The organism is Devosia sp. 1566 (genome assembly GCF_004005995.1).
Classification (GTDB): Bacteria; Pseudomonadota; Alphaproteobacteria; order Rhizobiales; family Devosiaceae; genus Devosia.
Genome location: NZ_CP034767.1, coordinates 3,977,178 through 3,990,344 on the forward strand (window position 1 = coordinate 3,977,178; position 13,167 = coordinate 3,990,344).

Annotated in this window: 13 protein-coding genes; 8 read left to right on the forward strand and 5 right to left on the reverse strand. The window is 63.4% G+C overall.

The genetic code is table 11. From position 1 onward, the window contains the following. Nucleotides 1-91: 91 nt before the first annotated feature. The 4 genes from argC to leuB all read left to right on the forward strand — a co-directional run bounded on the left by argC (nucleotide 92) and on the right by leuB (nucleotide 3,502). Nucleotides 92-1,042, forward strand: coding sequence for an N-acetyl-gamma-glutamyl-phosphate reductase (argC, locus tag ELX51_RS18880; RefSeq protein ID WP_127754939.1), 951 nt, complete (start codon nucleotides 92-94; stop codon nucleotides 1,040-1,042). Between the two features lie 341 nt (nucleotides 1,043-1,383). Then, the gene (leuD, locus tag ELX51_RS18885) at nucleotides 1,384-1,989 is read left to right on the forward strand and encodes a 3-isopropylmalate dehydratase small subunit (RefSeq protein ID WP_127754940.1); all 606 of its coding nucleotides are present in this window, start codon (nucleotides 1,384-1,386) and stop codon (nucleotides 1,987-1,989) included. An 11-nt stretch (nucleotides 1,990-2,000) separates the two neighbouring features. After that, on the forward strand, nucleotides 2,001-2,390 hold the full coding sequence (locus ELX51_RS18890) for a RidA family protein (RefSeq protein WP_127754941.1): 390 nt from the start codon (nucleotides 2,001-2,003) through the stop codon (nucleotides 2,388-2,390). Between the two features lie 11 nt (nucleotides 2,391-2,401). Next, on the forward strand, nucleotides 2,402-3,502 hold the full coding sequence (leuB, locus tag ELX51_RS18895; RefSeq protein WP_127754942.1) for a 3-isopropylmalate dehydrogenase: 1,101 nt from the start codon (nucleotides 2,402-2,404) through the stop codon (nucleotides 3,500-3,502). Nucleotides 3,503-3,728: 226 nt separating this feature from the next. Here leuB and rpsP read toward each other — a convergent pair whose 3' ends face one another. Together rpsP and ffh are read right to left on the reverse strand one after the other, a co-directional pair. Continuing rightward, nucleotides 3,729-4,103, reverse strand: coding sequence for a 30S ribosomal protein S16 (gene rpsP / locus ELX51_RS18900; protein ID WP_127754943.1), 375 nt, complete (start codon nucleotides 4,101-4,103; stop codon nucleotides 3,729-3,731). Nucleotides 4,104-4,130: 27 nt separating this feature from the next. After that, the gene (gene ffh / locus ELX51_RS18905; RefSeq protein ID WP_127754944.1) at nucleotides 4,131-5,708 is read right to left on the reverse strand and encodes a signal recognition particle protein; all 1,578 of its coding nucleotides are present in this window, start codon (nucleotides 5,706-5,708) and stop codon (nucleotides 4,131-4,133) included. 287 nt (nucleotides 5,709-5,995) lie between these two features. Here ffh and ELX51_RS18910 point away from each other — a divergent pair, with 287 nt between their 5' ends. Next, nucleotides 5,996-6,805, forward strand: coding sequence for an exodeoxyribonuclease III (locus ELX51_RS18910; protein WP_127754945.1), 810 nt, complete (start codon nucleotides 5,996-5,998; stop codon nucleotides 6,803-6,805). A gap of 3 nt (nucleotides 6,806-6,808) precedes the next feature. Here the strand turns inward: ELX51_RS18910 and ELX51_RS18915 are convergent, their stop codons facing one another. The 3 genes from ELX51_RS18915 to ELX51_RS18925 form a co-directional block, all read right to left on the reverse strand. Further along, nucleotides 6,809-7,255, reverse strand: coding sequence for a cyclic nucleotide-binding domain-containing protein (locus ELX51_RS18915; RefSeq protein ID WP_127754946.1), 447 nt, complete (start codon nucleotides 7,253-7,255; stop codon nucleotides 6,809-6,811). A gap of 109 nt (nucleotides 7,256-7,364) precedes the next feature. Beyond that, nucleotides 7,365-8,048 (reverse strand): response regulator transcription factor, encoded by a 684-nt coding sequence (locus tag ELX51_RS18920; RefSeq protein ID WP_127754947.1) that lies wholly within the window; start codon nucleotides 8,046-8,048, stop codon nucleotides 7,365-7,367. A 169-nt stretch (nucleotides 8,049-8,217) separates the two neighbouring features. Then, a complete protein-coding gene (locus ELX51_RS18925; protein ID WP_248305372.1) occupies nucleotides 8,218-8,862 on the reverse strand; it encodes a YggS family pyridoxal phosphate-dependent enzyme in 645 nt (214 codons plus the stop codon). A 170-nt stretch (nucleotides 8,863-9,032) separates the two neighbouring features. Here ELX51_RS18925 and leuS point away from each other — a divergent pair, with 170 nt between their 5' ends. Genes leuS through holA form a run of 3 tightly spaced genes read left to right on the forward strand, consistent with a single transcriptional unit; the run spans nucleotide 9,033 to nucleotide 13,164 of the window. Continuing rightward, nucleotides 9,033-11,651 (forward strand): leucine--tRNA ligase, encoded by a 2,619-nt coding sequence (gene leuS, locus ELX51_RS18930; protein WP_127754948.1) that lies wholly within the window; start codon nucleotides 9,033-9,035, stop codon nucleotides 11,649-11,651. After that, on the forward strand, nucleotides 11,638-12,141 hold the full coding sequence (locus ELX51_RS18935; protein WP_127754949.1) for a hypothetical protein: 504 nt from the start codon (nucleotides 11,638-11,640) through the stop codon (nucleotides 12,139-12,141). The genes leuS and ELX51_RS18935 overlap by 14 nt, the downstream gene beginning before the upstream one ends. Further along, entirely contained in the window at nucleotides 12,142-13,164 is a 1,023-nt protein-coding gene (holA, locus tag ELX51_RS18940; RefSeq protein ID WP_127754950.1) for a DNA polymerase III subunit delta, read from the forward strand. The last annotated feature ends 3 nt before the right edge of the window (nucleotides 13,165-13,167 follow it).

A 13,167-nucleotide genomic window follows, 5' to 3' on the forward strand; every position in this document is an offset into this window, starting at 1 on the left:
ATCGGCCGCCCCTCCGGGCAAGGCCGGCGGCTTGACGCCGCGTCGGACGCGGCCCATCTAGACGAGCAACACGAGGAGCGCGAAACAGCACATGGCCGCCAAGATCTTCATCGATGGGGAAGCTGGAACCACCGGATTGCAGATCCGCGAGCGTTTGCAGGAGCGGCGCGATCTCGAACTGCTCACCATCCCGCCCGAGCGGCGCAAGGATGCAGGCATGCGCGCCCAGCTGCTCAACGAGGCCGATGTGGCCATTCTCTGCCTGCCGGACGATGCCGCCAAGGAAAGCGTCGCGCTGATCGAGAACACCACCACCCGCGTGATCGACGCCTCCACCGCGCACCGGGTGAACCCCAACTGGGCCTATGGCTTTGCCGAGATGGACCGCGCACAAACCAAGGCGATTGCCGAAGCGCGCTTCGTGGCCAATCCCGGCTGCTGGCCTCAAGGCGCCATTGCCGGGCTGCGCCCGCTGATCGCTGCGGGCTTGCTGCCGGCCGATTACCCGGTGACGGTTAATGGCGTGTCGGGCTATTCGGGCGGCGGTCGGCAGATGATCGAGGAATATGAAGCCGCCGGTGCCAGCGCCAGCCACTTCATGCCCTATGGCCTGACCTTCCAGCACAAGCATGTGCCCGAGCTTACCCAATACGGCACCCTCCAGCGCGAGCCGCTGTTCCAGCCGGCCGTTGGCGATTTCGCCCAGGGCATGCTGGTGGCCGTGCCGCTGCAGCTGGGCATTCTGCCCAAGGCCCCGACCGGCAAGCAACTGCATGCCGCTTTGGCCGACCATTACGCTGCCATTCCCGACAGCTTTGTGGACGTGGCGCCCTTCGAGGCCGTGGCCAAGACCCCGGCGCTCGATCCACAGCACCACAACGACACCAACCGCATGACCCTGCACGTCTTCGCCAATGATGATCGCGCCCAGGCGCTGCTCGTGGCGATCTACGACAATCTGGGCAAGGGCGCCTCGGGCGCTGCCGTGCAGAACCTCAACCTGATGCTCGGCGTGGACGCGCGCGAAAGCCTCGCGGCTTAAGGCAAGCCCCCAAACCTGACGACGGCAGGACGATCACCGCCGCCCCACCCTCGATGTCACCCGGCCCCATCACGAAATCCGGCCCCTGCCGCAAGGTGCTCCACCAGGGCACCTTGAGCACCTCCCACCAACACCTCAGGACGGGTCCCGGCTCAAGGCCGGAATGACAGCTGGCTGATAAGGCCACCTTTGAGCCCTTCCAAACGCCGGAAATTCCCTCTTCCACCCCAAAACCACTTCGCAGGCGTAACCAAGAGTACGCCAGCGAACGGTTTCCCCCCAACTCGACTTGACCCCATCCCCGCTTTCGCGCAAAGACCAAGCCAAAGCGAGGTTTTCCGATGGACAAATTCACCACCCTGACCGGTGTTGCGGCGCCATTGCCGATCATCAATATCGACACCGATATGATCATCCCCAAGCAGTATCTGAAAACCATCAAGCGCACGGGTCTGGGCACCGCGCTGTTTTCGGAAATGCGCTACAACGAAGACGGCACCGAAAACCCCGATTTCGTGCTCAATAAGCCGGCCTATCGCGGTGCCAAGATCATCGTGGCCGGCGACAATTTCGGCTGCGGCTCCTCGCGCGAGCATGCCCCTTGGGCGCTCTTGGATTTCGGCATCCGCTGCGTGATCTCGACGAGCTTTGCCGATATTTTCTACAACAACTGCTTCAAGAACGGCATCCTGCCGCTGGTCGTCAGCCCCGAGCAGCTCAAGCTGCTGCTGGACGATGCCGAGCGCGGCTCCAACGCCACCCTGACCATCGATCTGGAAGCACAGACCGTTCAGGGTCCCGATGGCGGCACCATCCATTTCGATATTGATCCCAGCCGCAAGCAGATCCTGCTCGAAGGCCTCGACGATATCGCCGGCACGCTCAAATCCGACCCGTCCATCGCTGGCTTTGAAAGCAAGATGGCCGTGGACCGCCCCTGGCTCTAAGGCTCCCGGCCATGGTGCAGCGCGTTTCTACCGGCTCGCCGTTTGAAACCGACTTTAGCTATTCCCGCGCCGTCCGGCACGGGGACACCGTCTATGTTTCGGGCACCACCGGCTATGACTATGCCAGCATGGTCATGCCCGACGGAGCGGGCGATCAGGCCCGCAATGCGCTTGCCACTATCGATGCGGCCCTGGGTGAACTGGGCTGCACGATCGCCGACACCGTCCGCGTCGTTTACTACGTAGCAGACCGCTCACATGTCGAGGACGTCGTGGCGGCGGTCGGACCGGTTTTCCGTACGGTCCGCCCCGCCGCTTCCATGCTGATCGTGCAGATGATCGAGCCCGGCATGAAGATTGAAATCGAAGTAACCGCCCGCCTGGGCGCCTCCAACTCTTGAAAGCACAAAATATGGCCACCCATTCCCTCTTCCTCTTGCCCGGCGATGGCATCGGCACCGAGATCATGGTGGAGGTCGAAAAGCTCATTGATTGGACCAATGGCGAGCAGCTGACCGATTTCTCGATCGATACCGGTCTTGCCGGCGGCGCCGCCTATGATCAGCATGGCGTCGCCATCACGGATGCAGACGTGGCCAAGGCGCTCGCGGCTGATGCCGTGCTGTTTGGCGCCGTGGGCGGGCCAAAGTGGGACAATGTCCCTTATGAGCATCGCCCCGAGGCGGCTCTCCTGCGCCTGCGCAAGGAAATGGCCGTTTTTGCCAATCTGCGCCCCGCCATCTGCTACCCCGCCCTGGCCGACGCCTCTTCGCTCAAGCGCGAGCTGGTGGAAGGCCTTGATATCCTCATCGTGCGCGAACTAACGGGCGGCGTTTATTTCGGCGAGCCCAAGGAGATCACCGATCTGGGCAACGGCCAGAAACGCGCCGTCGACACCCAGGTCTACGAGACCTATGAGATCGACCGCATCGCCCGCGTCGCCTTCGATCTCGCCCGTACCCGCCGCGGTCTCGTGCACTCCGCCGACAAGAAGAACGTCATGAAGTCCGGCGTGTTCTGGGATGAAGTCGTGCACCAGGTGCACAAGGACTACTCGGACGTCGAGCTGCGCCATATCCTCGCCGACAACGCCGCCATGCAACTCGTGCGCAATCCCAAGCAGTTCGACGTCATGGTCACCGACAACCTGTTCGGCGATATCCTCTCGGACGTGGCGGCCATGCTGACCGGCTCGCTCGGCATGCTGCCCTCCGCCGCGCTGGGTGCACCCGATCCGGTGACGGGCAAGCGCAAGGCCTTCTACGAGCCCGTGCATGGTTCGGCCCCCGATATCGCCGGCCAGGGCATCGCCAACCCGATCGCCATGATCGCGAGTTTTGCCATGTCCCTGCGCTACAGCTTTGGCATGGTGGAACTGGCCGGCAAGGTCGAGGACGCCATCTCGGCCGTGCTCAGCGACGGGTTGCGCACCCGCGACATCGCCCAGGACAACCGCAAGACGGTGGGCACCGAAGAAATGGGCTCGGCGATCCTCGCCAAGCTCAAGGCGTAAAGCCCCCTTCTCAGCGTTGCACCAAGATCACCCCGGCCTCGCGCCGGGGTTTTTTGTTTGTGCCGGCGTCGGCTGCGAAAGGGGTTTTGCGGCTCCTTCCCAGGCTTCGCAGTCGACACCCTCCCCTCGCGGGGAGGCGCCGCGCCGGCGCACGGCCAAGCCCCACAAACCAAAAACCCCGGCGCTTGCGCACCGGGGTTCTTCTGGCAGTCGCCAAAAAGCCGAATTACTCGGCGGCAGCGTCCTCGGCCGGAGCATTGGCGGCAGCAGCCTTGGCGGCCTTTTCTTCAGCGCGCTGGGTGGCCTTCTCGCCGGGCTTGCCCTTGTTGGGGTTGTTGCGGGGGTCACGCTTGGTCAGGCCCGCATTGTCAAGGAAGCGCAGCACGCGGTCGGTCGGCTGGGCGCCAACTTCCAGCCAATGCTTGGCGCGCTCGCTGTTCAGCACGACGCGGTTCTCGGCATCCTTGTCGAGGAGCGGGTTGAACGTGCCCAGCTTTTCGATGAAGCGGCCATCGCGGGGCGAGCGGGCATCGGCAACAACGATATGGTAGAACGGGCGCTTCTTGGTGCCACCACGAGCCAGACGGAGCTTGAGAGCCATTTTGGTATCCTAGGTTTGGTTGAAGGGTTACTTTTTCTTGCCCAGGCCAGGCAGGCCAGGGAAACGGGGAGCGCCGCCGAGGCCGGGTAGGCCCGGGGCGGATTTGAGCAGCGAACCGACATCGGTCGGCAGCTTTTCGGTCAGCTGCGGCTGCACGGAGGGCAGGGCCTGCAACTGCTTGGGATCGATGCCGGCCTGACGGGCCATGGCTTCGAGTTGTGCGGGATCCATCTTGCTCAGGTCCGGCATGCCGCCCAGCATATTTCCCATCTTGCCGCCGAACATGCCGCCAAGTGCGCCCATGCCGCCCTTGGAGACCTTTTTCATCATGTCGGCCATCTGCCGATGCTGCTTGATGAGCTTGTTGATTTCGCTGACTTCCACGCCCGCGCCAGCGGCAATGCGCTTGCGGCGCGAGGCATTGAGCAGGTCAGGCTCGGCCCGCTCCTTCTTGGTCATCGAATTGATGATGGCGACCTGGCGATCAAAGATCTTTTCGTCGACATTGGCGCCGGCCATGGCCTTTTTCATCTGGCCCATGCCCGGCAGCATGCCCATCAGGCCACCCATGCCGCCCATTTTTTTCATCTGCAGCAGCTGGTTGCGCAGGTCCTCGAGGTCAAAGGAGCCCTTTTTGAGCTTCTTGGCCATCTTGGCGGCCTCTTCGGCCGACACATGCTCTGCGGCGCGCTCGACGAGGGAGACGATGTCTCCCATCCCCAGGATCCGGTCGGCAATGCGCGAGGGATGGAAATCCTCGAGCGCATCCATCTTTTCGCCCACGCCGATCAGCTTGATCGGCTTGCCGGTGGCGGCACGCATCGAAAGCGCAGCGCCCCCGCGGCCATCGCCATCGACGCGGGTAAGGACGATACCCGTGACATCGAGCCGCTCATCGAACGAGCGCGCCACATTGATCGCGTCCTGACCGGTCAGGGCATCGACGACCAACAGGATTTCGTGCGGATTGGCGATCGACTTGATCTGGGTCGTTTCGACCATCAGCTCTTCATCGATATGGGTGCGACCGGCGGTGTCGAGCACCAGCACGTCAAAGCCGCCCAGCCGGGCTTCGCGCGCGGCGCGCCGCGCGATCTCGACCGGGGTTTCGCTGGCGACGATCGGCAAGGTGGCAACGCCCACCTGCTCGCCCAGCACGCGCAGCTGCTCCATGGCAGCGGGGCGGCGGGTATCGAGCGAGGCCAGCAGCACCTTCTTTTTCTGCCGGTCCTTGAGGCGCTTGGCGATCTTGGCCGTGGTCGTGGTCTTGCCCGAGCCCTGCAGACCCACCATCAGGAGGGTTACGGGCGCAGGCGCATTGAGATCGATCGCGACCGCGTCCTCGCCCAGCACGGCAACGAGCTGGTCGTGGACGATCTTGACCACTTGCTGGCCGGGCGTGACCGAACGGGTGACTTCGGCGCCCACCGCGCGCTCGCGCACCTGTTCCACAAAGGCACGCACCACTTCGAGCGACACGTCGGCTTCGATCAGCGCGCGGCGAATCTCGCGCAGCGCCACATCGACATCGGCAGCGTTGAGCGCACCGCGCCCTCGCAGTCCCTCGAAGATCTTGCCAAGCCGGTCTGAAAGGCTCTCGAACATGAACTTGTCCTTTATTCTCTTCGGGTGATCCGAGGAGAGATAAGATCCATCAGCCCAAACGCCAAACCCACCCGCGGGCGCAACGCGCTGGCGGATGGTGGCCTCCGGGATCGTTTTATACCACTTGGGGTCCCGGTCGGCGGATCAGGTACGGCCTGATGAATGGGTGCTGCATAGAGTTTTCACGCCTCCGAGTCAAGGAAAGCCCGGCCTGCGCCCCTTTAGCGGCTGGACGCCCGGCGCTCCGCTGGCCATAAGGGCGCCATCCCGATTAACTGGATCCACCCATGCCGATTGCCGTTGTCAGCTGGAACATCAACTCGGTGCGCTTGCGCCTGCCCATGGTGCTCGACTTTCTCAAGCAATATAGCCCCGATGTGCTGATGCTCCAGGAGATCAAGTGCACGGAGGATCAGTTTCCCCGCGTGGCCTTTACCGAAGCTGGCTATCCCCACCATGCGGTGCATGGGCAAAAGGGCTATCATGGCGTCGCCATCATTTCTCGCTTCCCGCTCACCGACATTGCCACCCGGCAGTTTTGTGACATCGATCACTCCCGCCACATCTCGGCCCGGCTCGACTGGGGCAGTGGACCGGTGACCCTCCACAACTTCTATATTCCGGCCGGCGGGGACGAGCCCGATGCCGAGATCAACATCAAGTTCAAGCACAAGCTCGATTTCCTCGACGAAATGGCGCTCTGGTTTGCCGAACCGCAGTTCGCCCAGGGCCAGCTCATCGCCGGTGACTTCAACGTCGCCCCGCACGAGAACGACGTGTGGAGCCACAAGCAGATGCTCAAGGTCATCAGCCACACCCCTGCCGAAACCGAGCGGCTCGACGCGCTGCTGGCCGGCGGACACGGCTGGGTGGACCTGATCCGCAAGCACGTGCCCTATGACCAGAAGCTGTTTTCCTGGTGGAGCTATCGCGGGCTCGACTGGGAGAAAAGCAACCGCGGTCGCCGACTTGACCACATCTGGGCCACCGCAGACGTGGCCGCCCATTGCTCGGGGGCCGAGATCATCAAGCCGGCGCGCGGCTGGACGGAAAAGCCCTCTGACCACGTGCCGGTGATCGCCCAGTTTGGCCTGTGACGCCTAGCGCTTGAACTTGTTGCGAATGGGCTGCAGCGCTTCGAGATAGCTGCCAAGGTCGGCCTGGATGCGCTCGGCCACGCGCTGCGCCAGCACCGGGGACTGCTGCACCAGCTTCATGAAAGCGTGCCGCGGCACGAAAAACACCTGGGCTTCGGTCAAAGCAGTGATGGTGACGGGACGAGGCTTGGCCAGGATCAGCGCCATGGCAGAAACAACGCTGCCGGGCTCATCGATTGTATAGGGGGCCGAGCCGTCGCCTTGTGGCGCCACCTGCAGGACTCCCTCGAGCAGCACAAAGGCGCCGCTCGGAATCTCGCCGGCCCGGTACAGCACCTGTTCGGCGCCGAAATGCTGCTGGTCGCCGGCAAAGGCCAGCATGCGCCGCTGCTCGTCGTCGCACATTTCCAGGAACTCGGCCCGCGCCAACATCGCGGCCGTATCGTCCATAATATCGCCCTATCCAACAAATCAGCGGGTCGCCCGGTCGGTCCGAAGCGGTTCGCCAAGCTATAGGGCAATTCGGCTCCCGCTTTGAACCCCCTTTAGCGCCAATGGTCTAGGGGACGAGGCGATAGCCCCCTTCTTCGGTCACCAGGAGCCGAGCATGAGACGGGTCGCGCTCGATTTTCTGGCGCAAGCGATAGATGTGGGTTTCCAGCGTATGGGTGGTCACGCGGTTGTTGTAGCCCCATACTTCCTTGAGCAGCACATCCCGGGTGATGGTTTTTGGGCCCTGCCGGTAGAGATATTTGAGGATCGAGGTTTCCTTGTCGGTCAGGCGCACCTTGCCCCCGTCATTGGCCTCGAGCATCTTGGCGGCCGGCTGAAAACTATAAGGGCCGATGGTGAACACCGCGTCCTCGCTCTGGTCGTGCTGGCGCAGCGCCGAGCGGATGCGCGCCATCAGCACCGGAAAGCGGAAGGGCTTGGTCAGATAGTCATTGGCGCCCGATTCTAGCCCTTTGATCTGGTCGGCATCGCTGGTCTGCCCCGTCAGCATCAGGATCGGGCTTTTGAAGCCCTCCTGGCGCAGGATCTTCACCGCCTCGCGCCCATCCATGTCGGGCAGGCCGACATCGAGGATCATGAGGTCAATATTGTTTTCGCGGGTGGCCTTGAGCGCATCATTGGCGCTGGCAGCCTGGACGATCTCGAATTCCCGTTCGTCTTCGAGTTGATCCACCATGGTCTGGCGCAGATCCGCATCGTCATCGACCAGAAGAATGCGGCGCTTGTTCATGAATTCGCTCCGGACTTAGACCAGGGCGAGTGCAAACGGCTGCCTGCAGAAAGGCAAAGGGGCCGGTCACGTCGCCGTTACGGTGATAAGCAACGGAACACGACGCCCAGAAGTTGCAGTGCGGGCACAAAGCGGCGCAAGTTTATCTCTTGCTAACCATTTGCCTCATCTAAGCAAGCGGCGGTCGGCCCCCGAACAAGGCCGAGCCCACCCGCACATCGGTGGCGCCCATGGCAATGGCCGTTTCGAAGTCCCCGCTCATGCCCATGGAGAGGCGCGACACCCCGGCCGCCCGGCCCAGCGTGGCCAGATGAGCAAAATAAGGCCCCGGCGGCACCCCATCGGGTGGGATGCACATCAACCCCACCACATCGAGCCCATGCACGCTCCGGCAGCGCTCCACAAACGCTACGGCTTCGGCCGGCGCAATGCCGCTCTTTTGCGGTTCTTCCCCGATATTGACCTGCACATAGCAGGGCAATTTCCGCCCCGTGCGCGCCATCTCAGCGGCCAGCACCTCAGCTAGGTTGTCGCGGTCGACGCTCTGGATCACATCGAACAAGGCCACGGCATCGCGCGCCTTGTTGGTCTGCAGCGGCCCGATCAGGTGCAGTTCCACATCGGCAAAACGCTCGCGCAGCGTCGGCCACTTGCCTTTTGCCTCCTGCACCCGGTTCTCGCCGAACACGCGCTGCCCTGCCTCGAGAAAGGGGGCGATCGCGTCGGCATCGAATGTCTTGGACACCGCCACCAGCTTGACCTCGGCCAACCTTGGCTCGAAGCGAGCCTGCGCCCGCGCGATGCGATCGCGGATTTCGGCCAGCCGCGCCGGCGCGTCCACTACAGTCTCGCTCACGCTTTTGCCCTGTTGCTGTTGACCTGAGGGGTGATTTCTGATGATGGTCCGGTAGCCAAAATCCCCAATAAACGCAAGCAGCTTCGCCCTTTCGGCAGACTGCGCATTTGCCCCCAAGGACTGATAGATTGAGCGGCGAACGCTATAATCCGCGCGAAATGGAACCGCACTGGCAGCAGGTCTGGGACCAGCGCCAAAGCTTTGTGACCTCCAATGATGACCCGCGCGAGCCCTATTACGTGCTCGAAATGTTCCCCTATCCTTCAGGGCGCATCCATATGGGCCATGTGCGCAACTATGCCATGGGCGATGTCGTCGCGCGCTATCACCGCGCCCGCGGCAAGAATGTGCTGCACCCCATGGGCTGGGACGCTTTCGGCCTGCCGGCGGAAAACGCCGCGATCGAGCGCAAGACCCATCCCGGCACCTGGACCCGCGCCAACATCGCGACCATGAAGGGCCAGCTCAAATCCATGGGCCTGTCCATCGACTGGACACGCGAATTCGCCACCTGCGAGCCCGAATACTACAAGCACCAGCAGGCCATGTTCATCGACATGATGGCGGCCGGCCTTGTCACCCGCAAGCAAAGCAAGGTGAACTGGGACCCCGTCGACATGACCGTGCTCGCCAATGAGCAGGTGATCGATGGCAAGGGCTGGCGCTCGGGCGCCCTTGTGGAACAGCGCGAGCTGACACAGTGGTTCTTCAAGATCTCCGACTTCGCCGAAGAGCTGCTCGAAGCGCTTGATGGCCTGACCGAGTGGCCCGAAAAAGTGCGCACCATGCAGCGCAACTGGATCGGCCGCTCCGAAGGCCTGCGCCTGCTGTTTGAGATGGTACCCAACAACACCGTCAATGCTTGCAGCATCGAGGTCTTCACCACCCGCCCCGACACCATTTTCGGCGCCTCCTTTGTCGCCCTCTCCCCCGATCACCCGCTGACGGCGGAACTGGCGCGCAGCAATCCGGCTCTGGCCGAGTTCGTTGAGGAGACCCGCCGCCTCGGCACGGCAACCGAAACCATCGAGAAAGCGGAAAAAAAGGGCGTCTTCACCGGCCTCCAGGTCAAGCACCCCGTGCTCGAAGGCCAGACCCTGCCGGTCTATGTCGCCAATTTCGTGCTGATGGACTATGGCACCGGCGCCATTTTCGGCTGCCCTGCCCATGACCAGCGCGACCTTGATTTTGCGCGCAAATATGACCTGCCGGTGATCCCCGTCGTGCTGCCGCCCGACGCGGATGCGGCCAGCTTTGCCATTGGCGATGAAGCCTATGTTGACACTGGTCACATCTTCAACTCGGATTTCCTCTCCGGCCTTTCTATTGCCGAAGCCAAGACCGCCGCAGCGCAGTTCTTTGCCGAGCGCACCGTCAACGGCAAGCCGCAGGGCAAGGTGGAAGTCAATTATCGGCTCCGCGATTGGGGCGTCTCGCGTCAGCGCTATTGGGGCTGCCCGATCCCGGTGATCCATTGCGAGGTCTGCGGCACCCTTCCCGTCCCCAAAAAGGACCTGCCGGTAGTGCTCCCCGAGGATGTCACCTTCGACAAACCCGGCAATGCCCTCGATCATCACCCGACCTGGAAGCACGTCCCCTGCCCGCAATGCGGCGGCCCCGCCCGACGCGAAACCGATACCATGGACACCTTCGTGGACAGCTCCTGGTATTATGCGCGCTTCACCGCGCCTCAGGCCGAGACCCCGACCGTCCCTGCCATTGCCAATCGTTGGTTGCCAGTGGATCAGTATATCGGTGGCGTCGAGCACGCGATCCTGCACCTGCTGTATTCGCGCTACTTTACCCGCGCGATGAAGGCGACCGGCCATGTGGGGCTCGATGAGCCGTTCAAGGGCCTCTTCACCCAGGGCATGGTCACCCATGAAACCTATCGTGCCGCGGCGGGCGAATGGGTTGCCCCGGTAGACGTTCTGCTCGAAACCAGCGGCGAAACCCGCTCCGCCACGCATCTCGAAACCGGCGCACCGATCAACATCGGCTCGGTCGAAAAGATGAGCAAATCCAAAAAGAACGTCGTTGATCCCGACGAGATCGTTGCCACCTATGGCGCTGATACTGCGCGCTGGTTCATGCTCTCGGACTCCCCGCCCGAGCGCGACGTGCAGTGGACCGAAGCCGGCGTTGAAGGCGCCAGCCGCTTCCAGCAGCGCATTTGGCGCCTGGTGGGCGATACGGTGGCCCTGTGCGCCCAGTCGCATGACCTGTCCACGGTTGCCGCGGACGAAGAAGCCACCGCCGTGCGCCGTGCCGCCCACCGCGCGGTGCAGCAGGTCGCAGACGACATCGAAGGCCTGCGCTTCAACCGCGCTGTCGCCCAGATCTATGAGCTGACCAATGCTCTCGTACGCTCCTCGGGTCTGGTGTCGGCCGCTCCCGCAGCGCGCCTCGCGGCGCTCGAGGAAGGGGTTGGCTACCTTGTGCAGCTGATCGCCCCGATGATGCCGCACCTGGCAGAAACCTGCTGGCAGGCACTCGGCCGCGACGGTCTCGTGGCCGATGCACCCTGGCCCCAGGTCGATCCGGCGCTCCTCGTGGACAATGACGTGGTCATGCCCATCCAGGTCAACGGCAAGCGGCGTGGTGAAATCACCGTAGCCAAGGGCACCGCCGCCGCCGAGATCGAGCGCATGGTCTTGTCACTCGAAGCGATTGCCCGCATGCTGGAGGGCAAGACACCGCGCAAGATCGTCGTGGTGCCGGACAGGATCGTCAATGTCGTGGTCTAGCCCACTCCGGAGCGCATTGCTCGCTCTTGGCCTTGTCGCTGCTGCGGCCACCCTGGGTGGCTGCAGCTTCTCGCCGGTCTATGGGCAAGCCAATGCGGCGCGGGTCGAGCAGTTTGCCCTGAGCTTCGCCAAGCCGGGCAACCGGCTCGAGCAAATCATCTACCAGGAGCTGGCCGAAAGCTTCAGCAATTCAGCCACTGCCACGCCGCGGGAGGCCCGCGTCAGCCTCGCCGTCGGCTACGCCGATGCGGCGCTGTCGCAAACCGGCAGCCCGTTCAAGCCGCTCGAGGTGACCATCACCGGCACCCTTACCGTGGCAGCCCTGCCCGGTGGCAAGCCGATCGTCCTGACCCGCACGGCGACAGCGAGCTTCACCAAGAATGATCAGGTTCTGGCCGATCGCATGGCCGGCACCGAAGCCGCCGAACGCGCGGCCCAGTCGGTCGCCGAGTCGCTGCGTCTCGGGCTCCTGGCCGTCCTGTCGCGCTAGATGAGCGCGCTCAAGGCTCATGAGGTCGCGCGCTATCTAGCTCGTCCGGACCTTCGCGAGGGCATTTTCCTGGTCTACGGACCCGACACCGGGCTCGTTCGCGAAACCGCGCACACCCTGATCCGCCGCCTCAGCGGCGATGATCCCGAAGCCGCCGATGTGATCGTGCTCGACAGCGCCCAGCTCGATGCCGATCCCTCGCTCTTGGTTCTCGAAGCGCGGAGCACGTCGCTCTTTGGCGGCAAGCGCATCATCCGGGTCCGGGGGGCTGGCAAGAACCTCGTCATGGCGCTGACACAGCTGCGAGATGATCCCGGCGGCTCCGCCATCGTTCTCGAAGCCGGCAATCTGGCCCCGCGGGACGCCCTGCGGGGCCTTGTGGAAGCAGCCAAGCTCGGTCGCGCCCTGCCCTGCTATGCCGATACGGACGAGACCCTTTCCGCCCTCATCCGCGAAACCTTCAATGCCCAAGGCATTAGGGCGGATGGTGACGTGGTCTCCACCCTGCTCGAAATCATGGGCAATGATCGTGAAGTCACCCGGCGCGAGCTCGACAAGCTCAGCCTTTATGCTGCGGCGAGCAAGCAGCTGACGCGCGAAGATGTGCTGCGCCTGTGCGCCGACAACGGTGCACTGGTGATCGACGCTATCATCGATGCGACTGCTGGCGGTCATGCCGAGCGTTTGGAACTGACGCTCAATCGAGCTTTGAGCGGCGCCGTCGATCCCCAGCGACTGCTCGCCACGGCGACCATTCACTTCGCCAATCTGCGGCGCTGGCGCACCGAAGTCGACAAGGGCCGCAGTCCGCGCGATGTCTTGGATAGCTTGAAGCCCAAGCCGCATTTCTCGCGCCGCTCGAGCCTGGAGCAGCAGCTGCGGCTTTGGTCCGATACTGCACTAGGCACGGCGCTGGAGCGGCTGCTGCTCGCCACCGGCGAGTCGCGCCGTCGCCCGGCCTTGGCCGAGCCGGTGCTGCGCCGTGCTTTGCTGAGCATCTGCACGGCGGCCGCAAGCCATTAAGGC

Excerpts from the sequence above, each read along its gene's own strand:
- rpsP (WP_127754943.1), bottom strand. The coding sequence starts at position 4,103 with ATGGCTCTCAAGCTCCGTCTGGCTCGTGGTGGCACCAAGAAGCGCCCG.
- holA (WP_127754950.1), top strand. The coding sequence starts at position 12,142 with ATGAGCGCGCTCAAGGCTCATGAGGTCGCGCGCTATCTAGCTCGTCCG.
- ELX51_RS18915 (WP_127754946.1), bottom strand. The coding sequence starts at position 7,255 with ATGGACGATACGGCCGCGATGTTGGCGCGGGCCGAGTTCCTGGAAATG.
- ELX51_RS18935 (WP_127754949.1), top strand. The coding sequence starts at position 11,638 with ATGTCGTGGTCTAGCCCACTCCGGAGCGCATTGCTCGCTCTTGGCCTT.
- argC (WP_127754939.1), top strand. The coding sequence starts at position 92 with ATGGCCGCCAAGATCTTCATCGATGGGGAAGCTGGAACCACCGGATTG.
- ELX51_RS18890 (WP_127754941.1), top strand. The coding sequence starts at position 2,001 with ATGGTGCAGCGCGTTTCTACCGGCTCGCCGTTTGAAACCGACTTTAGC.
- ELX51_RS18920 (WP_127754947.1), bottom strand. The coding sequence starts at position 8,048 with ATGAACAAGCGCCGCATTCTTCTGGTCGATGACGATGCGGATCTGCGC.
- ELX51_RS18910 (WP_127754945.1), top strand. The coding sequence starts at position 5,996 with ATGCCGATTGCCGTTGTCAGCTGGAACATCAACTCGGTGCGCTTGCGC.
- leuD (WP_127754940.1), top strand. The coding sequence starts at position 1,384 with ATGGACAAATTCACCACCCTGACCGGTGTTGCGGCGCCATTGCCGATC.
- leuB (WP_127754942.1), top strand. The coding sequence starts at position 2,402 with ATGGCCACCCATTCCCTCTTCCTCTTGCCCGGCGATGGCATCGGCACC.
- ffh (WP_127754944.1), bottom strand. The coding sequence starts at position 5,708 with ATGTTCGAGAGCCTTTCAGACCGGCTTGGCAAGATCTTCGAGGGACTG.